This is a genomic window from Nocardioides pelophilus (assembly GCF_014180685.1).
GTDB classification, from domain to species: Bacteria; Actinomycetota; Actinomycetes; order Propionibacteriales; family Nocardioidaceae; genus Nocardioides; species Nocardioides pelophilus.
The window spans coordinates 1-21,608 of record NZ_JACEHF010000059.1 but is presented as its reverse complement, the minus strand read 5'-3'; the positions used below and the strand labels follow the sequence as shown (position 1 = coordinate 21,608).

General features: G+C 72.0%; 18 protein-coding genes. 7 read left to right on the top strand and 11 right to left on the bottom strand.

The annotated features are described in order from the left end of the window. Positions 1 to 95: 95 nt before the first annotated feature. On the bottom strand, positions 96 to 608 hold the full coding sequence (locus H0488_RS11625) for an RNA polymerase sigma factor (RefSeq protein ID WP_183099437.1): 513 nt from the start codon (positions 606 to 608) through the stop codon (positions 96 to 98). An 88-nt stretch (positions 609 to 696) separates the two neighbouring features. Between H0488_RS11625 and H0488_RS11620 the strand changes: the two genes are divergently transcribed. Next, on the top strand, positions 697 to 1,335 hold the full coding sequence (locus H0488_RS11620) for a Maf family protein (protein WP_183099441.1): 639 nt from the start codon (positions 697 to 699) through the stop codon (positions 1,333 to 1,335). A 76-nt stretch (positions 1,336 to 1,411) separates the two neighbouring features. On the opposite strand, the gene H0488_RS11615 is transcribed toward H0488_RS11620, so the two are convergent. Then, positions 1,412 to 2,611 carry an acyl-CoA dehydrogenase family protein gene (locus H0488_RS11615; RefSeq protein WP_183099436.1) on the bottom strand — a complete coding sequence of 400 codons (1,200 nt, stop codon included), beginning with the start codon at positions 2,609 to 2,611 and terminating at the stop codon, positions 1,412 to 1,414. Between the two features lie 156 nt (positions 2,612 to 2,767). On the opposite strand from H0488_RS11615, the gene H0488_RS11610 reads away from it, so the two are divergent. Then, positions 2,768 to 4,552 (top strand): acetyl/propionyl/methylcrotonyl-CoA carboxylase subunit alpha, encoded by a 1,785-nt coding sequence (locus tag H0488_RS11610; protein WP_183099440.1) that lies wholly within the window; start codon positions 2,768 to 2,770, stop codon positions 4,550 to 4,552. Between the two features lie 66 nt (positions 4,553 to 4,618). On the opposite strand, the gene H0488_RS11605 is transcribed toward H0488_RS11610, so the two are convergent. Further along, positions 4,619 to 5,170: a hypothetical protein gene (locus H0488_RS11605; RefSeq protein WP_183099435.1), complete on the bottom strand. Its 552-nt coding sequence runs from the start codon at positions 5,168 to 5,170 to the stop codon at positions 4,619 to 4,621. 120 nt (positions 5,171 to 5,290) lie between these two features. On the opposite strand from H0488_RS11605, the gene H0488_RS11600 reads away from it, so the two are divergent. From H0488_RS11600 to H0488_RS11595, 3 genes are read left to right on the top strand one after another with little or no spacing between them, the layout of a single operon-like run. Then, entirely contained in the window at positions 5,291 to 5,773 is a 483-nt protein-coding gene (locus H0488_RS11600; RefSeq protein WP_312856298.1) for a PH domain-containing protein, read from the top strand. Further along, a complete protein-coding gene (locus tag H0488_RS23640) occupies positions 5,770 to 7,236 on the top strand; it encodes a PH domain-containing protein (RefSeq protein ID WP_220794490.1) in 1,467 nt (488 codons plus the stop codon). The genes H0488_RS11600 and H0488_RS23640 overlap by 4 nt, the downstream gene beginning before the upstream one ends. Continuing rightward, positions 7,233 to 7,622, top strand: a complete 390-nt coding sequence (locus tag H0488_RS11595) for a type II toxin-antitoxin system PemK/MazF family toxin (RefSeq protein WP_312856297.1) — start codon at positions 7,233 to 7,235, stop codon at positions 7,620 to 7,622. The genes H0488_RS23640 and H0488_RS11595 overlap by 4 nt, the downstream gene beginning before the upstream one ends. Here H0488_RS11595 and H0488_RS11590 read toward each other — a convergent pair. Next, positions 7,580 to 8,455 carry a calcium-binding protein gene (locus H0488_RS11590; RefSeq protein ID WP_183099433.1) on the bottom strand — a complete coding sequence of 292 codons (876 nt, stop codon included), beginning with the start codon at positions 8,453 to 8,455 and terminating at the stop codon, positions 7,580 to 7,582. The genes H0488_RS11595 and H0488_RS11590 overlap by 43 nt on opposite strands. A 120-nt stretch (positions 8,456 to 8,575) precedes the next feature. Between H0488_RS11590 and H0488_RS11585 the strand changes: the two genes are divergently transcribed. Continuing rightward, positions 8,576 to 11,977: a pyruvate carboxylase gene (locus H0488_RS11585; protein ID WP_183099432.1), complete on the top strand. Its 3,402-nt coding sequence runs from the start codon at positions 8,576 to 8,578 to the stop codon at positions 11,975 to 11,977. Between the two features lie 17 nt (positions 11,978 to 11,994). On the opposite strand, the gene H0488_RS11580 is transcribed toward H0488_RS11585, so the two are convergent. Together H0488_RS11580 and H0488_RS11575 are read right to left on the bottom strand one after the other, a co-directional pair. After that, positions 11,995 to 13,161, bottom strand: coding sequence for a calcium-binding protein (locus tag H0488_RS11580; protein ID WP_183099431.1), 1,167 nt, complete (start codon positions 13,159 to 13,161; stop codon positions 11,995 to 11,997). 68 nt (positions 13,162 to 13,229) lie between these two features. Beyond that, on the bottom strand, positions 13,230 to 14,423 hold the full coding sequence (locus H0488_RS11575) for a SpoIID/LytB domain-containing protein (protein ID WP_183099430.1): 1,194 nt from the start codon (positions 14,421 to 14,423) through the stop codon (positions 13,230 to 13,232). Positions 14,424 to 14,507: 84 nt separating this feature from the next. On the opposite strand from H0488_RS11575, the gene valS reads away from it, so the two are divergent. Continuing rightward, the gene (gene valS / locus H0488_RS11570; protein ID WP_183099429.1) at positions 14,508 to 17,120 is read left to right on the top strand and encodes a valine--tRNA ligase; all 2,613 of its coding nucleotides are present in this window, start codon (positions 14,508 to 14,510) and stop codon (positions 17,118 to 17,120) included. A gap of 36 nt (positions 17,121 to 17,156) precedes the next feature. On the opposite strand, the gene clpX is transcribed toward valS, so the two are convergent. The 5 genes from clpX to H0488_RS11545 all read right to left on the bottom strand — a co-directional run. Beyond that, positions 17,157 to 18,449 (bottom strand): ATP-dependent Clp protease ATP-binding subunit ClpX, encoded by a 1,293-nt coding sequence (gene clpX, locus H0488_RS11565; RefSeq protein ID WP_183099428.1) that lies wholly within the window; start codon positions 18,447 to 18,449, stop codon positions 17,157 to 17,159. Between the two features lie 100 nt (positions 18,450 to 18,549). Beyond that, positions 18,550 to 19,158, bottom strand: a complete 609-nt coding sequence (locus tag H0488_RS11560) for an ATP-dependent Clp protease proteolytic subunit (protein ID WP_183099427.1) — start codon at positions 19,156 to 19,158, stop codon at positions 18,550 to 18,552. A 5-nt stretch (positions 19,159 to 19,163) separates the two neighbouring features. Further along, on the bottom strand, positions 19,164 to 19,772 hold the full coding sequence (locus H0488_RS11555; protein WP_183099438.1) for an ATP-dependent Clp protease proteolytic subunit: 609 nt from the start codon (positions 19,770 to 19,772) through the stop codon (positions 19,164 to 19,166). Positions 19,773 to 20,170: 398 nt separating this feature from the next. Further along, positions 20,171 to 20,641 (bottom strand): SRPBCC family protein, encoded by a 471-nt coding sequence (locus tag H0488_RS11550; protein WP_183099426.1) that lies wholly within the window; start codon positions 20,639 to 20,641, stop codon positions 20,171 to 20,173. A 27-nt stretch (positions 20,642 to 20,668) separates the two neighbouring features. Further along, positions 20,669 to 21,608, bottom strand: a 940-nt coding sequence (locus tag H0488_RS11545) for a lipase family alpha/beta hydrolase (RefSeq protein WP_183099425.1), incomplete at its 5' end; no start/stop codon positions are given.

Below are 21,608 nucleotides of genomic sequence, written 5' to 3'. Positions count from 1 at the left end.
CCAGCGCGTGGCGCTGGTGGCGGCGCCGCTCACCGCGGGCGAGCACGTCGGCGAAGTCCGGAACGTCGGCGGCGTCCGCGGCCGCGTGCGCGATGTCATGCATGGGAACCTCCGAAGACTTCCTCGGACCCGAGCACCTCTGCGAGCGCCGCGCGGCCGCGGTTGAGCCGGGCCTTGACCGTTCCGACCGGCACGCCGAGGGTCCGGGCGACCTCGGCGACCGGCAGGTCGGCGAGGTAGTGCAGCGCCAGCGCCTCTCGCTGGTGGTCCGGCAGGGCGCGGAGCGCGGCGACGAGGGCGAGCCGCTCGTCACTCAGCTGTGGCCGGTGGGTCACGTCCGGCTCGTGGGCGCGTCGGCTCAGGCGTTCGCCGAGCGCCCGTCGCCGGTGGCGCGTCCTGGCGAGGTTGACCGCCACCGTGCGCAGCCACGCTTCCGGGTTGTCGAGCCCCTCGAACGTAGGACGGCGGCTCACCGCCCGCGCGAACGCCTCGGCCACGACGTCCTCGGCCTCCGAGAGGTCGCCGCACACGCCGTACAGCTGGCCGACGAGGCGTCGGTACGACGCGTCGAAGCAGCGCTGGATCGGATCCGCCGGTTCCCCGCCCACGACACCTCCTCCGGTGTGGTCTCACCCGTACGACCCACGAGGGGGCGCTTTGGTTGCGTCGATCGCCGTCTAGTCTCCTGGCGTGCCCATGCTCGTGCTCGCCTCCGCCTCACCTGCCCGGCTGACCACGCTGCGCACCGCCGGCCTCGACCCCGTGGTCATCGTGTCCGGTGTCGACGAGTCCCAGGCCGACGGGCTGCCGTNTGTCGACGAGTCCCAGGCCGACGGGCTGCCGTCCTTCGAGATGGCGCTCCAGCTCGCGGAGCTCAAGTGCGCCGCCGTCGCGGGCCGCGACGAGGTGCCGGCCGATGCGCTGGTGCTCGGCTGCGACTCGGTGCTCGAGCTCGACGGCGAGGCGCTCGGGAAGCCGGCCGACCCCGCGGACGCCGTACGCCGCTGGCAGTCGATGCGCGGCCGCTCCGGCGTCCTCTACACCGGGCACTGCCTCCGCGACGTCGCATCCGGGCAGGTCGCTGCCGCGACGGCGGCGACCACCGTGTCCTTCGCCGACGTCTCCGACGCCGAGATCGAGGCGTACGTCGCAACCGGCGAGCCGCTGCGCGTCGCGGGCGCGTTCACCGTCGACGGCCTCGGCGGCGCGTTCGTCACCGGCATCGACGGCGACCACCACAACGTGGTCGGCGTCAGCCTCCCCCTGCTGCGCGACCTCGTCCTCGAGCTCGGCCACTCCTGGACCGACCTCTGGCGCCGACCCGTCACAAACTGAGTCCCCAGCACCGCCGACCCGTCGCCAAGTTGGAGCCGGGTCGGCACCTTTTCGGGGTGAGTTCGAGCCGGGTGGGCTATTCGACGGGGAGGCCGAGGCCGCGGGCGATGAGCATCCGCTGCACCTCGGAGGTGCCTTCGCCGATCTCGAGGATCTTGGCGTCGCGGTAGAACCGGGCGACGGCGTACTCCTCCATGAAGCCGTAGCCGCCGAAGACCTGGGTGGCGATCCGGGTGGCGGTGACGGCCGACTCGGTGGCGTAGACCTTGGCGATCGAGGCGGCGTGCTTGAACTGCTGCACGGTCGGGCCGCCGGGGGTGCCCATGGCGTCCTTCATCGCGGCGGCCCGGTAGGTCAGCAGCCGGGAGGCGTGCAGCATGACCTCGAGGTCGGCGATCTGGAACGCGACGCCCTGCTTGCGGCCGATGGGGCCGCCGAAGGTGTGTCGCTCACCGGCGTAGGCGACGCTGAGGTCGACGCAGGCCTGGATCAGGCCGACGGCGAGGGCCGCGATCGCGACCCGGCCGTCGTCGAGGATGGCGAGGAACTGCGCGAAACCACGGCCGCGCTCCCCCAGCAGGTGGTCGGCCGGGACCCGGCAGTCCTCGAAGGTCAGCGGGTGGGTGTCGGAGATGTGCCAGCCGAGCTTGTCGTAGGCGGGCTCCGCGGTGAATCCCGGAGTCCCGGCCGGGACGACGATCGCCGAGATCTCCGCGGTCCCGTCCTCGCGGGTGCCGGTGCGGGCGGTCACCGTGACCACCGAGGTCAGGTCGGAGCCGGAGTTGGTGATGAACTGCTTGCTGCCGTTGACCACCCACTCGTCGTTGTCGAGGACGGCCTTGGTGCGGGTCGCCCCCGCGTCGGAGCCCGCGCCGGGCTCGGTGAGCCCGAAGGCAGCGAGCCGCTGGCCGGCGACCAGGTCCGGCAGCCAGGTCTGCTTCTGCTCGGTGGTGCCGTAGCTGAGGATCGGGTTGATGCCGAGCCCGACCCCGGCCTCGAGCGTGATCCCCATCGACTGGTCGACGCGGCCGAGCTCCTCGATGGCGAGGCAGAGCGAGGTGAACGGGCCGTCCTCCGGCGAGAGCCCGGCGCCGCCGTACTCCTCCGGCGCGACCAGGCCGAACAGGCCGAGGTCGCCCATCTGCTGCACGACATCGATCGGGAAGTGGTGGTCCTTGTCCCACTTCGCGACGTGCGGCGCGATCGCGTGCTCGGCGAAGTCGCGGACGGTACGGCGGAACTCCTCGTGCTCACGGGACAGCTCGAACGACGTCATGGCCCCATCGTATCCCGTCAGGTTAACGGTTGTTAACCAGTGCGCGGCTACTCGCGAGTAGCCGCCCATAACTGAACGCCCGGTGCGGGACTCGCAGCGGGTCGCCCTAGACTGCCGCACGATCCAAGACGAGGAGACTGTCGAGTGCCCGAGACGATGCAGACTTCAAGGCCGTTGCAGAAGGTCCTGATCGCCAACCGCGGTGAGATCGCGGTGCGTGTGATCCGTGCGTGCAAGGACGCCGGCATCGGCTCGGTGGCGGTGTACGCCGAGCCCGACCGCGACGCGCTGTTCGTCCGCCTCGCCGACGAGGCCTACTCGCTCAACGGCTCCACGCCCGGCGACTCGTACCTGGTGATCGACAAGATCCTCGCCGCTGCCAAGGAGTCCGGCGCCGACTCGGTGCACCCCGGCTACGGCTTCCTCGCCGAGAACGCCGAGTTCGCGCAGGCCGTGATCGACGCCGGCCTGATCTGGATCGGCCCCTCCCCCGAGGCCATCGAGGGACTCGGCGACAAGGCGAAGGCCAAGCAGATCGCCCTCGCCGCGGGCGCCCCGCTCGCCCCCGGTCTCAAGGACGCGGTCAAGGATGCCGACGAGATCGTCGCCTTCGCCAAGGAGCACGGCCTGCCGGTCGCCATCAAGGCGGTCTTCGGCGGCGGCGGCCGCGGGCTCAAGGTCGCGCGCACTCTCGAGGAGATTCCCGAGCTCTACGAGTCGGCGGTCCGCGAGGCGGTCTCCGCCTTCGGTCGCGGCGAGTGCCTGGTCGAGAAGTTCCTCGACCGCCCGCGCCACGTCGAGACCCAGTGCCTGGCCGACCAGCACGGCAACGTGGTGGTCGTCTCCACCCGCGACTGCTCGCTGCAGCGTCGCCACCAGAAGCTGGTCGAGGAGGCCCCCGCGCCGTTCCTCACCGACGAGCAGAACCAGCGCCTCTACGAGTCGTCGAAGGCGATCCTGCGCGAGGCGGGCTACGTCGGCGCCGGCACCTGCGAGTTCCTCGTCGCCGCCGACGGCACGATCTCCTTCCTCGAGGTCAACACCCGCCTCCAGGTCGAGCACTGCGTGTCCGAGGAGGTCACCGGGATCGACCTGGTCCGCGAGATGTTCCGCATCGCCGCGGGCGAGGAGCTCGGCTACGACGACCCCGAGGTGCGCGGCCACTCCATCGAGTACCGCATCAACGCCGAGGACGGCGGCAACAACTTCATGCCCGCGCCCGGCACCCTCACCGCGTGGAACCCGCCGCAGGGCCCGGGCGTCCGCGTCGACGGCGGCTACCAGGTCGGCGAGACCGTCCCCGGCGCGTTCGACTCGCTCGTGGCCAAGCTGATCATCACGGGCAAGGACCGGACCCAGGCGATCGAGCGGTCGCGACGCGCGCTGTCCGAGTTCGAGGTCGACGGCATGCCGACCGCGATCACCTTCCACGAGGTCATCACCCGCGACCCGGCCTGGGTCGCCGCCTCCAACCCCACCGGCAAGGGCTCGTTCGACGTCTACACGACCTGGATCGAGACCGACTTCGACAACCAGATCACCCCGTACGCCGGAGCGGCGGGCGAGGCACCGGAGGCCGACGAGCGGCAGACGGTCGTCGTCGAGGTCGGCGGCAAGCGGCTCGAGGTCGTGATCCCGGCCGGCCTGGGTGGCCTGGCCACCGCCGGCGGCGGCGCCAAGAAGCCGAAGCGGGCGGCCGGCAAGAAGGCCGGCGCCGCTGCCAGCGGCGACTCGGTGGCCAGCCCGATGCAGGGCACCATCGTCAAGGTCGCGGTCGAGGAGGGCCAGCAGGTCGCCGAGGGCGACGTGGTGATCGTGCTCGAGGCGATGAAGATGGAGCAGCCCCTCAAGGCCCACAAGGCAGGCACCGTGACCGGGTTGAAGGCCGAGGTCGGCGCGACCGTCGGCAACGGCGAGGTCATCTGCGACCTCAAGGACTGAACGACCCTCGTACGCCGACGGCCCGGTCCCCTCAGGGGGCCGGGCCGTCGTACGTCGTGGCGGGGGTCAGCCGCGGGCGATCCACGGCGTGAAGGCCCGCCGTGAGCCGAGCCAGTCGACGGTGCCGCGGCTGGTGCCGTCGGTCCGGGTGCCGCTCACCTTGATGGCGATCCGGACGTCGTCCGCCCCGCTGATCGCGGGCCGGGAGATCTCGAACCGCACCTTGTCGCGGGCGTAGTCGACGTCCATCGAGTAGTTGCCGTCGACCGGCTCGCCCCACTGCTCGGGGCTGAAGCCCTGGGTCTCGATCAGCTGGTAGTCGGTGCCGCGGTAGAAGCCGGCGACGAAGACGAACTCGGGGCCGCGGTTCTCCGGGTCGGTGTCGATGTAGACCAAGCCGCCGGAGCCGGTGCTCGGGGCCCGCCGCAGGTTGTCGTGGGTCGTCACCACGATCAGCTTGTGGTCGCGGTTCTGGATGTCGACGGCGAGCAGGTCGGAGCCGTGCGGGGTGTCGCTCGGGTCGTCGATGCCGTAGCGCTCGGCGTGGGCGGGGCCGGCCAGGCCGAGGGTGAGGGCGGCCGTGGCCGCAACGGAGGCGATCCGGGCGATCTTGTTCATGGGTTCTCCTGGTGGTCTCGGTCGCCGCGTGGGCCGTGTCCCGGTCGGACACGCACAAGAGACGCAGCTGACGAGCAGATGGTTGCAGGGACCGCTGGGCGGCGTGGCTAGATTCGTGGCGTGTCCGACTTCCGTGATCCCTCCCGCCGCGTCAGCGCTCGCGCCCGCGCCCTGTGGCGGGTCGAGTGCGCGATGTCTGCGGGCACGACCCTCGTCGCCCTCCTGGTCGCGGCCTGGCTCTGGGACACCTACGCCGTGCGCTGGTGGGTCGTCGGCGCCGCGATCGCGGTGGCGACGGCGTACGTCGTCGTGGTGCCCGAGTGGCGCTACCTCGTGCACCGCTGGGAGGTCACGGAGACGGCCGTCTACACGCAGCGCGGGTGGTGGGCCCGGGAGCGGCGGATCGCGCCGATGTCCCGGGTGCAGACCGTCGACCTCGCGCAGGGCGCGCTGGCGCGCGCGTTCCGACTCGCGACGGTGACCGTCACCACCGCGTCGGCGGCGGGGCCACTGCGGATCGACGGCCTCGACCGCGACGTCGCGCTCGGCCTGGTCGCCGAGCTGACGGCGAAGGCGGACCTGGTCGAGGGCGACGCCACGTGACCGACCCCGACCCGCAGCCGTGGCTGCGCCTGGACCCGCGGATGCTGCTGGTCCACCCCGCTCGCGAGGTCGTCCGGTTCCTCCCCGTGCTCGTCGGCATCCTGGTGGCCGGGGGCGCCTCCGGCGCCGGCCCCTGGGGCCTGCTCGGCGTCGGGATCCCGGTCGCCCTCGGCCTGGTGCGCTACCTCACGACCAGCTACCGGATCACCGGCGGCCGGGTGGAGCTGCGCCGCGGGCTGGTGCAGCGCCACCTGCTCTCCGCCGCGATCGACCGGGTGCGGACCGTCGACCTCACTGCGACCCTCGCCCACCGGGTCCTCGGTCTTGCCACCGTCGTGATCGGCACCGGCAGCGTCGCCGCCGACGCGGACGAGCAGCTCGAGCTGGACGGCCTGCCCCGCGAGCAGGCGGCGGCCCTGAGAGTCCAGCTGCTGCAGTCGGGTGCGGCAGCGGCCGACGACGCCGCGCTCCCGTCCGGCACCCCGCCCGTCCCCGTGGTGCGGTTCGCGCCGCGCTGGCTCTGGTACGCGCCGTTCACGAGCGGCGGCCTGGTCGCGGCGGGCGCGCTGATCGGTGTCCTCTCCCAGACGACCGAGCTGTTCGCCGTGAGGATCGACGTCACCGAGGACGACCTCTCCGCACTGACCGGCCTGGCCGTCCTCGGCGGCGCGGTGGCCCTGGTCGCCCTGGTCGTGCTCCTCGCGGTCGCCGGCTACTGGGTCGTCAACGCCGGCTTCTCGCTGACCCACGACGGCGGCGCCTGGCACGTCCGGCGAGGACTGCTGACGACCAGGGAGACCAGTCTCGACGAGACGCGGGTCGCCGGCGTCACTCGTGGCGAGCCGGCCGCCCTGCGCCTCGCGCACGGCGCGCGGCTCTCGGCGATCGTCACCGGCCTGGCGCGCTCCGGTGAGAGCGGCGCGGTGCTGGTGCCCCCCGCGCCGCGCGACACGGTCGCCGACGCCGCCTCGGTCGTGCTCGGCACCCCCGCGCCGATGACGGCACCGCTGCGGGCCCACGGCCCGGAGGCCACCCGTCGCCGCTACGTCCGTGCCCTCGCCGGCAGCGCGCCCGTCGTGCTCGTCCTGGTCGGCGCGGTCGTCGCGGGCGCCTCGCCGGCGCTGTTGGTCGTGGCCGCGCTCGCGATCGGAGCCGCGCTCGCCCTGGCGTGGGACCGGGCCCGGTCGCTGGGCCACACGCTGGTGGAGCAGTTCGTGGTCGCCCGGTCGGGGTCGCTGCGCCGGCGCCGTGACGCGCTCGCGACGGGACACGTCATCGGCTGGACCTTCCGCGACACGTGGTTCCAGCGACGGGTCGGTCTGGTCACGGTCGACGCCACGACGGCCGGAGGACAGGGCCGGATCACCGTTCCGGACGTCCGGGTCGGCGACGCGATCGAGCTCGCGGACGCGGCGACGCCGGGACTGGTCGCGCCGTTCCTGCGGCTAGGGTCGGACGCGTGACCGACTACCGGCCGGTGGCCGACGGACAGCCCGATCCCGGCGAGGTCTGCTGGGCGTGGGTGCCCTACGAGGACGACGCCAGCCTCGGCAAGGACCGCCCGGTGCTGGTGATCGACGTCCGCCCGGGCGACGACGGCGAGCCGCTGGTCGACTGCCTGGTGATGACGAGCAAGGACCACGACCGCGACGCGGCCAGCGAGGCGGCCGCCGGCCGCCACTGGATGGACGTCGGTGCGGGTGGCTGGGACCGCGAGCAACGGCCGAGCGAGGTGCGGATCGACCGGCTGGTGGTGCTCCGCGGGTCGGAGGTACGACGCGAGGGCGCCGCTCTCGACCCGGAGATCTACGCCGCGGTCCTCGCCGCCCGTGCGGCGCTGCTCGGCTGACGCGCCAGCACCGGCCGGGCGACCGGCGGCACGACGGTGTCGTCGCAGTCGCCCCACTCGGTCTCCCAGCAGCTGTTGAGTCCGCCGATCACGGCGGCGACGTCGCGTCGGCCCTCTCCGCCGTTGACCACGTCGTCGCCCTTCCCGGCCGACACCACGTCGTTGCCGCCGTACGTCGACGCGCTCAGGCTGCCGCCGATCGCGATCACGCTGTCGCTGGCGTCGGTGCCGACATAGGTCCACGGGTGGTTGCCCTTGAGCCACACCAGCTCCCAGCCGCCGAAGGCTCCGGGCTCGTGCTCGGGCTCGGGCCCCATGATCAGGAGCTGCTCGGCCTGGTCGAGCAGGACCGGCTCGGTGCCGGTCACCTCCAGGGTCAGCAGGTCGAGGCCCTCGTCGCCGAGCAGGGTGACCGGCGCCCCCGGTGCGGTGCGCACCTCGACGGTCTCGTCGCCGTCGCCACCGACCACCCGCTCGGCGCCGGCGGCGCTGCTCACCCAGTCGTTGCCCGTGCCGCCGATGGCGACGTCGTCGCCGTCGCCCGTCTGGATCCGGTCGTTGCCGGGCCCGCCGCACACGACGTCGTTGCCGCCGAAGGCCCGGATCACGTCGTTGCCGCCCTTGGCGATGATGACGTCAGGGCCCGACGTGCCGTCGATGGCGTCGCTGCGATCGGTGCCGACGATGGTGGGGGCCAGCCCCTCGCAGCTCGGGCCGGCCACGGCGAGCTCGGCGCCGGGGTCGTCGTCGTCGCGGGACACGCCGAACAGCGCCGCCAGCACCGCCAGGCCCAGCAGCGCCACCAGTGCAGCGAGCATCGCGCGACCGCGCATCCTGCCTCCTCGGCCCCTCACCCTACGGCGGGGCCCCGGGGCGAAATGAGCGCAACGCCGGACCCCTCCGGCGGAAATCCCCGGGCGACGCGATGCCCGGGACCCCCCTAGGGTGGCGGCATGTTCTCGAAGGTGCTGGTGGCCAACCGGGGCGAGATCGCGATCCGAGCGTTCCGGGCGGCCTACGAGATGGGTGCGCGCACGGTGGCGGTCTTCCCGTACGAGGACCGCTGGTCCGAGCACCGGATGCGCGCCGACGAGGCCCACGAGATCGGGGAGCGCGGCCACCCCGTCCGCAGCTACCTCGATCCCGACGCGATCGTCGAGGTCGCCGTGCGCGCGGGGGCGGACGCGGTCTACCCCGGCTACGGGTTCCTGTCGGAGAACCCGGCGCTCGCCGAGGCGTGCGCCAACGCGGGGATCACGTTCGTCGGACCGCCGTCGACCGTGCTGGAGCTCACCGGCAACAAGGCGCGGGCGATCGCGCCCGCCAAGGCGGCCGGGGTGCCGACCCTGGCCGGGGTCGACCCGTCGACCGACGTCGACGCGCTGGTCGAGTCGGCGTCGGCGCTGCCGTTCCCCGTCTTCGTCAAGGCCGTCGCGGGCGGCGGCGGGCGGGGCATGCGCCGGGTCGACGATCCCGGCAAGCTGCGGGAGGCCGTCGAGGCGTGCATGCGCGAGGGTGAGGCGGCGTTCGGGGACCCGACGGTCTTCGTCGAGCAGGCAGTGGTCGACCCGCGCCACATCGAGGTGCAGGTCCTCGCCGACAGCACCTGCCCCGAGAACCCGGACGGGGTCATCCACCTCTTCGAGCGGGACTGCTCGGTCCAGCGTCGCCACCAGAAGGTCATCGAGATCGCGCCGGCCCCCGGCCTCGACCCCGAGCTCCGCGAGCGGATCTGCGCCGACGCCGTCCGGTTCGCCCGCTCGATCGGCTACCGCAACGCCGGCACGGTGGAGTTCCTGCTGGATCCGGCGGGCAACTACGTGTTCATCGAGATGAACCCGCGGATCCAGGTGGAGCACACGGTGACCGAGGAGGTCACCGACGTCGACCTGGTGCAGTCGCAGCTGCGGATCGCGGCCGGCGAGACGCTGGCCGACCTCGGACTGTCCCAGGAGTCCCTCCGGCTCCGCGGCTCGGCCCTGCAGTGCCGGATCACCACCGAGGACCCCGCCAACGACTTCCGTCCCGACACCGGCAAGATCACGACGTACCGCTCCCCCGGCGGCCCCGGCGTCCGGCTCGACGGCGGCACGACCTACAACGGCGCCGAGGTGAGTCCCCACTTCGACTCGATGCTGTCCAAGCTCACCTGCCGGGGCGCGACCTTCGAGCAAGCGGTGCAGAAGGCGCAGCGGGCGGTCGCCGAGTTCCGGATCCGAGGCGTGCGCACCAACCTCGGCTTCCTGCAGGCCGTGCTCCGCGACCCCGACTTCGCGGCCGGTGGCGTGACCACCTCGTTCATCGAGACCCACCCGCAGCTGCTCGTCGCGCGCAAGTCCGTCGACCAGGGCGGCCAGCTGCTGCGCTACCTCGCCGAGACCACGGTCAACAAGCCGTACGGCGAGCCGCCGGTCACCCTCGACCCGGCGACCAAGCTCCCGCCGCTCTCGCTGGAGGTGCCGGCGCCCGACGGCACCCGGCAGCTGCTGCTCAAGGTGGGTCCCGAGGAGTTCGCGCGGAGGCTCCGCGAGCAGGAGCAGGTGGCGGTCACCGACACCACGTTCCGCGACGCGCACCAGAGCCTGCTCGCCACCCGGGTCCGCACGGTCGACCTGCTCGGCGCCGCCGGCCACGTCGCCCGGATGACCCCCCAGCTGTGGTCGGTCGAGTGCTGGGGCGGGGCGACCTACGACGTCGCGCTGCGGTTCCTGTCCGAGGACCCCTGGGAGCGGCTCGCGGCGCTTCGCCAGGCGATGCCCAACGTCTGCCTGCAGATGCTGCTGCGCGGGCGCAACACCGTCGGCTACACGCCGTACCCGACCGAGGTGACCACCGCGTTCGTCGAGGAGGCGGCCGCGACCGGGATCGACGTGTTCCGGATCTTCGACGCCCTCAACGACGTCGAGCAGATGCGGCCCGCGATCGAGGCCGTCCGCTCGACCACCACCGCCGTCGCCGAGGTCGCGCTCTGCTACACCGGCGACCTCTCCGACCCGGGCGAGCGGCTCTACACGCTGGACTACTACCTGCGCCTGGCCGAGGAGATCGTCGAGGCGGGCGCACACGTGCTCGCCATCAAGGACATGGCGGGCCTGCTGCGGGCGCCCGCTGCCCGCCGCCTGGTGAGCGCACTCCGCGAGCGGTTCGACCTGCCCGTCCACCTGCACACCCACGACACCCCGGGTGGCCAGCTCGCCACCCTGCTGGCGGCCATCGACGCCGGGGTCGACGCGGTCGACGCCGCCGCGGCCTCGATGTCCGGCACGACGTCGCAGCCCTCCCTCACCGCGCTGGTCGCCGCGACCGACCACTCCGCACGCGAGACCGGCCTCGACCTGGCCGCGGTCAGCGCGCTCGAGCCCTACTGGGAGGCGGTCCGCCGGGTCTACGCCCCGTTCGAGTCCGGCCTCGCGTCCCCCACCGGCCGGGTCTACCGGCACGAGATCCCCGGCGGCCAGCTCTCGAACCTGCGCCAACAGGCGATCGCGCTCGGCCTCGGCGAGCGGTTCGAGCAGGTCGAGGACATGTACGCCGCCGCCAACGACATCCTCGGCAACGTCCCGAAGGTGACCCCGTCGTCGAAGGTGATCGGCGACCTCGCGCTGGCGCTGGTCGGGCTGGGTGCCGACCCGGCAGCGTTCGCCGCCGACCCCGGCAGCTACGACATCCCGGCCTCGGTCATCGGCTTCCTGCACGGCGAGCTCGGCGACCCGCCCGGCGGCTGGCCCGAGCCGTTCCGCACCAAGGCCCTCGACGGCCGCGACTGGACGCCGCCGGCCGCCGAGCTCTCAGCCGAGGACCGCGACAGCCTGGCGGCGACCTCGACCGACCGCCGCCACACCCTCAACCGGCTCCTGTTCCCCGGGCCGACCAAGGAGTTCGACGCGGCGCACGCGACGTACGGCGACGTCTCGATCCTGCCCACCCTCGACTACCTCTACGGCCTCCGGGTCGGCGAGGAGCACGTCATCGACCTCGAGGAGGGCAAGCGGCTGCTGCTGGGGCTGGAGGCGATCGGCGAGCCCGACGAACGCGGCTACCGCACCGTCCTGTGCCACCTGAACGGCCAGCTGCGCTCGATCCCGGTGCGCGACCTCAGCATCACCGCCGACACGGCCGGCGCGGAGAAGGCCGACCCGAGCAACCCCGATCACGTCGCGGCGCCGTACCAGGGCGCGGTGACCCTGGTCGTCGCCGAGGGCGACGAGGTCGAGGCGGGCGCCACGCTGGCCACGATCGAGGCGATGAAGATGGAGGCGTCGATCACGGCGCCGCGGGCCGGCACGGTGACCCGGCTCGGGTTCACCGGCACCCGCCCGGTCGAGGGCGGCGACCTGGTGCTGGTCCTCGGCTGAGTCTCTCCCCGGGCCTCTCAGGCCTCGCAGGCCACCTGGACCTCGGTGACGCAGACGTCGCCACCGGTGCCTCCGGCGCCGCGGTCGAAGCCGCCGCCGCCGATGAGGAGGTCGTTGCCCCCGAGGCCGTTCAGCTGGTCGTCCCCGCCCAAGCCGCTGAGGAAGTCGCCACGAGCGGACCCGGTCAGCTTGTCGTCCCGGCGCGAGCCGACCAGCACCTCGATCCGCGAGAAGTCGACCGAGCGGTTCCCCCACGACGCGCGTCCGGTGCCGAGGTTGGCGGTGACGTTGCGCCGCACCTTCTCGAACGACAGCACGTCGGAGCCCTCCGAGCCGTCCGCCGTACCGCCGCCCTTCGCCAGCACCTGGAACAGGTCCTTGCCGGCGCCGCCGCGGGAGGTGCCGTTGCGCATCACGAACCGGTCGTTGCCGCCTTCTCCGAGAGCGGTACCGGTACGCCGGACGAGGAACAGGTCGTTGCCGACGCCGCCGCGCGAGATGCCGGACGACGTCCGGAGGATGTCGTCGCCGCCGAGCCCGAAGATCCGGTCCGCGCCCCCGCCCCCGGCGAGGTCGTCGGAGTCGCTGCTGCCGTTGATGACGTCCGCGTGGCGGCTGCCCTCGAAGCGCTCGACGCGCCCGACCGAGTCGTGCCCGGCGCCGTCGACGACCCCGTTGCCCCACGCGACCGTGACGGCCGTGGCCGACTCGCGATAGCTGAGCACGTCCTTGCCGGCTCCACCCGTGACCTGGTCGTCTCCGGTGTCCTCGAGGACCAGGTCGTCACCGCCCCCTCCGCGGACCAGGTCGTCGTCCGCGCCGCCGCGCAGGATGTCGCCGCCCGCCCCGCCGCGCAGCTCGTCGTCGCCGCCCTGGCCGCGGATGCTGTCGGCACCGCCGCCGCCGTCGACCAGGTCGGCACCGTCGCCACCGAGGACCCGGTCCCGGCCGTCGCCGCCGCACACGACGTCGTTGCCGCCGCGGCCGGAGAACTTGTCATCGCCCGCGCCGAGCACGACCACGTCGGCGAGCAGCGTGCCGCGAAGGTCGTCGTCACCGTCGGTGCCGACGATCGTCGCCGTCTGTCCCTGACAGGTCGACCCGGCCCAGGCGGGCGCACTCCCTCCGGCCGCGGCCAGGGTCAGTGCGGGTGCGAGAAGAGCGAGTGCGAGAGCGCGATGCATGCCGGGTCAACGACCGGGGGCCGCGGGAGTGCCGCCCGATCTCGTCGTGCCCAGCACCTGAGACCGACTCAGACCTGGCGGAACCAGGTCGACCGGAGCCCGAACACCACCCGGAAGGTGGCGCCGTCGACGGCTCGGCTGTCCCGGCTGCCGACGATCCGGATGCGCAGCACGCGTCCGTTCCAGGCGCCGTTCCCGTCGCGTCGCAGCACCCGGAGCCCTCGGAAGTCCCCGATGGCTGGATACGCGCGCTCGATCGCGGTCGCACGGATGGTCGTCGTCCAGCGCCGGTTCGGGTTGCCCGGCCACGGGTCCCAGGGGTCCTGCTGCGCGACCAGGTAGGGCAGGTCGCCCGCCACGGTCCACCCGCCGTTGCTGGAGGAGAACTGCGTGAAGGCCGGCGCGTCCTCGTGGAGCAGCACCTCGCGCCGCGTGGCGCGTACGGCGGCGCTCGACGCCGGGTGCTCGGCCGACCGGCCGCCGTACACCTGGGAAGCGGTGGTGTCCCACACGTCGAAGTGACCGCGGTCCGTGGTGCGGCGCTCGTGCGCCGCGTAGGTGCGCGCAGCGACGGCCTGCGCCCGGACCGCCTCCGGATGCCACAACGCGGGCACCTCCTGCGGCACGACACCACGGAGGTAGGAGTCGAGAGGAAGGACGTTGACGGTGTCGCGACCCGATCCCGCGGGAGCCGAGCGGAGCACGCCTCGGTAGCGGGTCGCACCCGTGGGCGTGACCAGCGTGATCGGCCGGCCGCCGGCCCCGAACTGGGCGCCGCCGGACACCTCGCGGACGACCTGCCACCGGTCGACGAGCACGGACACCCGGCTGCGGGAGCCGCCGTCGACCGGCGTGATCCGCCAGCGACGTGCGCCGTCCTGGTCGAGGGGGAAGACCTTGCCGGAGCCCAGGCTCTTCACGGTCAGGCCCGGCCGAGCACCGACGACGACGTCGTCGGTGGTGTCGCCGGTGAGGAGCACCCGGATCCGACCGCCTGCTGAGCCGCGGGTCAGCCCCGGGTAGTAGAAGTCGAGGATCTCGCGATAGGTCCGGCCGTGCTCCGAGGCCGCGCCCTGCGCGCCGTACTGCGACATCCCGCGGCCGTGGCCGTAGCCGCGGCCCTCGAGCGTCACCGAGGCGGGGCCTGCAACAGCGGTCGCGACAGCGCCGGCGGACGGCGGCGCCACCCCGGGCGCCGGGAACGCGAGCGCGGCGACCGCCGTGAGTCCGGTCACGAGGAGACGGAGTCGTGGCGCGAGCATTGGTCGAAGGTAACCCGCGGGCCGCAATCCATGCGGACGAAGCGAATTCAACGATCCGGCGCAGCCACCCTAGGATTTGCCCTTATGACCGAGATCCAGCAGGCCCCCGACCCGACCAGCACCGACTCCGGTGCCGTCGTCGTACCGGACCGGCCTGCGCTCGAGGGCCTCGAGCAGAAGTGGTCCGAGCGCTGGAAGGCGGACGCGACCTACGCGTTCGACCGCAGCCAGGAGCGCGCGAACGTCTACTCCATCGACACGCCGCCGCCGACCGTCAGCGGCAGCCTGCACGTCGGTCACGTCTTCTCCTACACCCACACCGACCTGATCGCCCGCTACCAGCGGATGACCGGCAAGTCGGTGTTCTACCCGATGGGCTGGGACGACAACGGCCTGCCCACGGAGCGGCGGGTGCAGAACTACTTCGGTGTCCGCTGCGACCCGTCGCTCCCGTTCGACCCCGACTTCACTCCCCCCGAGAAGCCCGACCCCAAGCGCCAGATCCCGATCAGCCGGCCCAACTTCGTCGCGCTGTGCGAGCAGCTCGTCGAGCAGGACGAGCTGGTCTTCGAGTCGCTCTGGCGCACCCTCGGGCTGTCTGTCGACTGGGACACCACCTACACCACGATCGGCAACCGGGCGCAGGCCGTGAGCCAGCGCGCGTTCCTGCGCAACCTGGCCCGCGGCGAGGCCTACCTGCAGGAGGCGCCCACGCTCTGGGACGTCACGTTCCAGACCGCCGTGGCGCAGGCCGAGCTGGAGGCGCGCGACTACGCCGGCCACTACCACCGGGTCGCCTTCCACAAGCCTGACGGCTCGCCCGTCCACATCGAGACCACGCGTCCCGAGCTGATCCCGTCCGTCGTCGCGCTGATCGCCCACCCCGACGACGAGCGCTACCAGCCGCTGTTCGGCACCACCGTCACCTCGCCGGTCTTCGGCGTCGAGATCCCGGTGCTCGCCAACGCCGCCGCCGAGATGGACAAGGGCGCGGGCATCGCGATGTGCTGCACGTTCGGCGACCTGACCGACGTCCAGTGGTGGCGCGAGCTCCAGCTCCCGGTGCGCACCGTCATCGGGCGCGACGGCCGGCTGCACCGCGAGACCCCCGAGTGGCTCGGCTCCGAGCAGGCCGCGGCGGCTTACGCCGACCTGGCCGGCAAGACCGTCTTCTCCGCTCGCGAGGCGATGGTGGCCAAGCTGCGCGAGAGCGGCGACCTCGACGGCGAGCCCACGCCGACCCAGCGGATGGCGAACTTCTACGAGAAGGGCGACAAGCCGCTCGAGATCGTCTCCACCCGCCAGTGGTACATCCGCAACGGCGGCCGCGACGTCAAGCTCCGCGAGCAGATGCTGTCCCGCGGCGCCGAGGTCGAGTGGCTGCCGCCGCACATGCGGCACCGCTTCGACAACTGGGTCGGCGGCCTGAACGGCGACTGGCTGATCTCCCGCCAGCGGTTCTTCGGCATCCCCTTCCCCGTCTGGTACCCGCTCGACAGCGAGGGTGAGCCCGACTACGCGCGCCTGCTCCTGCCGACCGAGGCCGAGCTGCCCGTCGACCCGTCGACCGACGTCCCGGCCGGCTACACCGCCGACCAGCGCGGCAAGCCCGGCGGCTTCATCGGCGACCCCGACATCATGGACACCTGGGCGACGTCGTCCCTCACGCCGCACATCGCCGGCGGCTGGATCGACGACGACGACCTGTGGCAGCGGGTCTTCCCGATGGACCTCTGCACCCACGCCCACGACATCATCCGGACCTGGCTGTTCAGCCGCGTGGTCCGCGCCCACTTCGAGAACGACACGGCGCCCTGGTCGCACGCGATGATCTCCGGCTTCATCGTCGACCCGGACCGCAAGAAGATGTCGAAGTCCAAGGGCAACGTCGTGGTGCCCAACGAGATCCTGGACAAGTACGGCGCCGACGCGGTCCGCTGGCGCGCCGCGATCGCCCGCCCGGGACTGGACTCGCCCTTCGACGAGACCCAGATGAAGGTCGGCCGCCGGTTGGCCATGAAGGTGCTCAACGCGTCGAAGTTCGTGCTCGGCAGCGTCGGTGCGACCGAGTTCAGCCCGGCCCAGGTCGGCGAGCGGGTCGACACCGCCCTGATCGGCCGGCTCGCGACGGTGATCACGAAGGCCACCGAGGCGTTCGACGCCTACGACTACACGACCGCGCTCGAGGTCACCGAGAAGTTCTTCTGGGAGTTCTGCGACGACTACCTGGAGCTGGTCAAGGAGCGCGCGTACGCCGACGACGGCCACGCCTCCGCCTCGGCCAGGGCGACCCTGGCGTTCGCCCTGCACGTCCAGCTGCGCCTGCTTGCGCCGTTCCTGCCCTACGTGACCGAAGAGGTCTGGTCGTGGTGGCAGGACGGTTCGGTGCACCGCGCCGCCTGGCCGACGGTCAACGAGCTCGGCTCCGCCGGGGCGGCCGACGGCTCAGCGGTCGACGCCGTCGCGGCGGCCCTGGCCGGCATCCGCGGCGCGAAGTCGCAGGCGAAGGTCTCGATGCGCACCGAGCTCGCCCGGGTCGAGATCAGCGGACCGGAGCACCTGGTCCGGCACGCCGAGACCGCGACCGCCGACCTGCGGGCCGCCGGCAAGATCACCGGCGAGCTGGTGTTCACCATCGACGACAGCCACAACGAGCTGTCCGTCACCGCGGAGATCGCCGAGCAGCCTGCCGAGTAGCCCCGCGAGGAGGCTGCCGAGGAGGCCGCCGGCGGATCAGGCCGACTTCTTCTTCTTGGTCTCTCGCAGGACGAGGGTGGGGGCGACGTCGTCGTCGACGACCTCGCGGGTGACGATCACCTTCTCGACGTCGCCGCGGGAGGGGACGTCGTACATCACGTAGAGGAGGACCTCCTCGATGATGGAGCGCAGACCCCGGGCGCCGGTGCCGCGCTCCATCGCCTTGTCGGCGATGGCCTCGATGGCGTCCTTGGTGAACTCGAGCTCGACGCCGTCGAGCTCGAAGAGCTTGTGGTACTGCTTCACCAGCGCGTTGCGCGGCTCCGTCAGGATCTGCACCAGCGCCTCGCGGTCGAGCTTGGTCACGCTCGCGATGAGCGGGAGCCGACCGATGAACTCGGGAATCAGCCCGAACTTGGTGAGGTCCTCCGGACGCACCAGCGCCAGCAGGTCCTCGGCGTCGCGCTCCTCCTTGCCGCGGACCTCGGCGGTGAAGCCGAGGGTCTTCTTGCCGACCCGCTGCTCGATGATGTGCTCGAGGCCGGCGAAGGCGCCGCCGACCACGAAGAGGATGTTCGTGGTGTCGATCTGGATGAACTCCTGGTGCGGGTGCTTGCGCCCGCCCTGCGGCGGCACCGAGGCGGTGGTGCCCTCGATGATCTTCAGCAGCGCCTGCTGCACGCCCTCGCCCGAGACGTCGCGGGTGATCGACGGGTTCTCCGCCTTGCGGGCCACCTTGTCGATCTCGTCGATGTAGATGATGCCGGTCTCGGCCTTCTTGACGTCGTAGTCGGCAGCCTGGATCAGCTTCAGCAGGATGTTCTCGACGTCCTCGCCGACGTAGCCCGCCTCGGTCAGCGCGGTGGCGTCAGCGATCGCGAACGGCACGTTGAGCATCCGCGCCAGCGTCTGGGCGAGGTAGGTCTTGCCGCAGCCGGTCGGGCCGATCACCAGGATGTTCGACTTGGCGACCTCGACCAGCTCGTCCTTGCTGTGCTTGCCCTTGCCGTCGGCGCCGATGCCGGGCTGCACGCCTGCCTGGATCCGCTTGTAGTGGTTGTAGACCGCGACCGCGAGCGACTTCTTCGCCTGCTCCTGCCCGATGACGTAGGAGTTGAGGAAGTCGAAGATCTCCTTCGGCTTGGGCAGCTCGTCGAGACCGACCTCGGTGCCCTCGCTGAGCTCTTCCTCGATGATCTCGTTGCAGAGGTCGATGCACTCGTCGCAGATGTAGACGCCCGGACCCGCGATCAGCTTCTTCACCTGCTTCTGGCTCTTTCCGCAGAAAGAGCACTTGAGCAGGTCACCTCCGTCACCGATGCGTGCCACGGGCGGTACTCCTCACGTAATTCGGACTCCCCGACCGTACTCCCTGGCGCCCCCTCACGGGGAGGGGACACGAGGGTCGTGTCGGACTGGTCATCTTGGGTCAGGCGAGCGCGGGTGTGCCCTTGAGCGAGGCGAGCACCGAGTCGAGGAGACCGTACTCGATCGCCTGCTGAGCGGTGAGGATCTTGTCGCGCTCGATGTCGCGGCTCACATCTTCGATCGACCTGCCGGAGTGGTCGCTGATCATTTTTTCGAGAAGCTCGCGCATCCGGAGGATCTCGTTGGCCTGGATCTCGATGTCGGAGGTCTGGCCGAACGTGCCCTCGGTGTAGGGCTGGTGGATCAGGATCCGGCTGTTCGGGAGCGCCAGCCGCTTGCCGTGGGTGCCGGCGGCCAGCAGGATCGCGGCCGCGGACGCGGCCTGACCGATGCACACCGTCTGCACGTCCGGCTTGATGAACTGCATGGTGTCGTAGATCGCGGTCAGCGCGGTGAACGAGCCACCGGGGCTGTTGATGTAGATGCTGATGTCCTGGTCGGGGTTCATCGACTGCAGGCACAGCAGCTGGGCGATGACCGCGTTCGCGACGTCGTCGGAGATCGGCGACCCGAGGTAGATGATGCGGTCCTCGAAGAGCTTCGCGTAGGGGTCGATGCGACGGAAGCCGTACGACGTCCGCTCTTCCCACTGGGGGATGTAGTAGTTCATCTGCGTCAGTCCTTCTTCGTGTGGGCCGGGCGACCCTCGTCGGCGGCCTCGCGCGCGCTCTTGACGACCTTGTCGACCAGGCCGTACTCCAGCGCCTCGTCGGCGGTGAACCAGCGGTCGCGGTCGGCGTCGGCGGTCACCTGCTCGACGGTCTGGCCGGTGTGCTGGGAGATCAGCTCGAGCAGGACCTTCTTGATGTGCAAGGACTGCTGCGCCTGGATCTTGATGTCCGACGCCGAGCCGCCCATGCCGGAGGACGGCTGGTGCATCATGATCCGCGCGTGGGGAAGCGCGTAGCGCTTGCCCGTGGTGCCGGCGCAGAGCAGGAACTGACCCATCGACGCGGCCAGGCCCATGCCGACGGTGGCGACGTCGTTGGGGATGTAGTTCATCGTGTCGTAGATCGCCATCCCCGCGTCCACCGAGCCACCCGGGCTGTTGATGTGGAGGAAGATGTCTGCCTCGGGGTCCTCTGCCGACAGGAGCAGGAGCTGCGCGCAGATCGCGTTGGCGTTCTGGTCACGGACCTCGGAGCCGAGGAACACGATGCGCTCGCGGAGCAGCCGGCTGTAGATGTTGTCGTCGAGCAGGTTGAGTCCGGGCGCGCCGTTCATCGCGGGGCCGCTGGGAATCTGAGTCACGTGGCGACACTAGCCGCCCGGAGCCCCGGAGCCACGGGATCTCGGCCCCTGTTCGCCGACAGCGGATTTGCCTTGGTTTCGAGGCTCGCTGCGCTCGCACCTCAACCAGCGGCGGACCGCTCGCTGCGCTCGCACCTCACCAGCGGCGGACCGCTCGGTGCGCTCGCACCTCAACCAGCGGCGGACCGCTCGCTGCGCTCGCACCTCACCAGCGGCGGACCGCTCGGTGCGCTCGCACCTCAACCAGCGGCGGACCGCTCGCTGCGCTCGCATCTCACCAGCGGCGGACCGCTCGGTGCGCTCGCACCTCAACCAGCGGCGGACCGCTCTCTGCGCTCGCACCTCAACCAGCGGCGGACCGCTCGGTGCGCTCAGGCCTCGGCGACGGCCTTGAGCCCGGCGACGGTGCGCGCCATGCCCTGCTCGAGCTCGGCGGCGTGCTCGACGCTGCCACCGAGGGCGGCCGGGGCGAAGATCCTGCTCAGCAGCGTCACGCCCGTCGGCACCGGGCGGCGGTGGACGACGCGGGTGCCGCCCGCGACCGGCTCGAGCTCCCAGATCCACTGCGCGCCGCTGGACCGGGTGTCCCACACCAGACGCCGGCCGGTCTCCACCGCAGCGACGACCGACCGGGTCGGCCAGATGACGGCCTTGCGCCGGTTGATGCCGAGGTACCACTGGCCGACGCGGAGCCCACCGCGCTTGAGGGGCAGCATCCGCACCAGCTCGGGGCTCCACTGCGCCATCTGGGAGAAGTCGGTGAGGAGCTCCCAGACCCGCTCGGGCGGCGCCTCGACGGTCGCTTCCGCGCGGAGCTCGCGGTCGGCAGTTGCTTCAGTCACGTCCCGATGGTGGCAGAACCGACAGGGTCAGGCGAGCCAGCGTCGCAGCGCGGACAGCACCTCGGGGTGGTTGAGGATGCCGAAGTGGTCGGTGCGCCCGACGTGGAGGGTCTCCGCGTCGGGGAAGAGCTCCGAGCCCCGCTTGTCGCGACCGACGGCCGAGTGCGGCCGCACGAGGTAGTCGCCGACGAGGGAGCCGACGGGGTGCCGTGCGGACTGGGTGATCGTGGCCGCGACGAGCCGGTAGCGGGCCTCCTTCAGCGGCGGCAGGTCGTCGACGTACCCGTCGACGAGGTCGCGCACCCCCTCCGAGCGCTTGTCGAGGATCCGGCCGAACGCCGAGGTCTCCGGGAGCAGGCCCAGCAGGTGGCTGCCGTGGCCGATGCCCCATGCGATCGGGGCGCCACGGTGCGGCGAGCCGAGGGTGACGACGTCGGTGACCCGGTCGGCCCACGGCGGGCCGCCGAGCGCGAGCACGTTGAGCCCGGCTCTCATGATGAGGCCGCCCATCGAGTGGCCGATCAGCGCGATCCGCTCGACCTCGACCGGCCACGACTCCACCAGCGCGCTGAGCAGGGCCGCGAGCGCCACGCCGTTCTCGCGGATCGGGAGGCCGGTGTTGGTGCGGAGGTAGACCGGCGTCCAGCCCTGGTCGGCCAGCGCCTCGCCGTACGTCGTGCCGGTGCGCTCGCGGTGGAAGTTCCAGTAGGACTCGTTCTCGCAGAGGCCGTGGAGCATGAACACCAGCCGGCCGGTCGCCGCGGGGAAGGCGGCGGCGAGGTCCGCAGGGGCGGGGAGTACGTCGCGGCTGTCGACCCGGACCGCCATCGGGATCGCGAGCTGGGGGCGCTCCCGGATCAGCTCGTCGCCGATCAGTCCGTTGACCGCCGAGGCCACGAACCGGCCACGGGCGCCGTCCTCGAGCCGCGGCCCGACGCCGGCCGCGGCCAGCTTGTCGAGACCGGCG

Coding starts and splice junctions, on each gene's coding strand:
- H0488_RS11590 (WP_183099433.1), bottom strand. CDS start 8,455: ATGCGCGGTCGCGCGATGCTCGCTGCACTGGTGGCGCTGCTGGGCCTG.
- H0488_RS11615 (WP_183099436.1), bottom strand. CDS start 2,611: ATGACGTCGTTCGAGCTGTCCCGTGAGCACGAGGAGTTCCGCCGTACC.
- H0488_RS11560 (WP_183099427.1), bottom strand. CDS start 19,158: ATGAACTACTACATCCCCCAGTGGGAAGAGCGGACGTCGTACGGCTTC.
- H0488_RS11575 (WP_183099430.1), bottom strand. CDS start 14,423: ATGCTCGCGCCACGACTCCGTCTCCTCGTGACCGGACTCACGGCGGTC.
- H0488_RS11605 (WP_183099435.1), bottom strand. CDS start 5,170: ATGAACAAGATCGCCCGGATCGCCTCCGTTGCGGCCACGGCCGCCCTC.
- H0488_RS11610 (WP_183099440.1), top strand. CDS start 2,768: ATGCAGACTTCAAGGCCGTTGCAGAAGGTCCTGATCGCCAACCGCGGT.
- H0488_RS11555 (WP_183099438.1), bottom strand. CDS start 19,772: ATGAACGGCGCGCCCGGACTCAACCTGCTCGACGACAACATCTACAGC.
- H0488_RS11580 (WP_183099431.1), bottom strand. CDS start 13,161: ATGCATCGCGCTCTCGCACTCGCTCTTCTCGCACCCGCACTGACCCTG.
- H0488_RS11585 (WP_183099432.1), top strand. CDS start 8,576: ATGTTCTCGAAGGTGCTGGTGGCCAACCGGGGCGAGATCGCGATCCGA.
- valS (WP_183099429.1), top strand. CDS start 14,508: ATGACCGAGATCCAGCAGGCCCCCGACCCGACCAGCACCGACTCCGGT.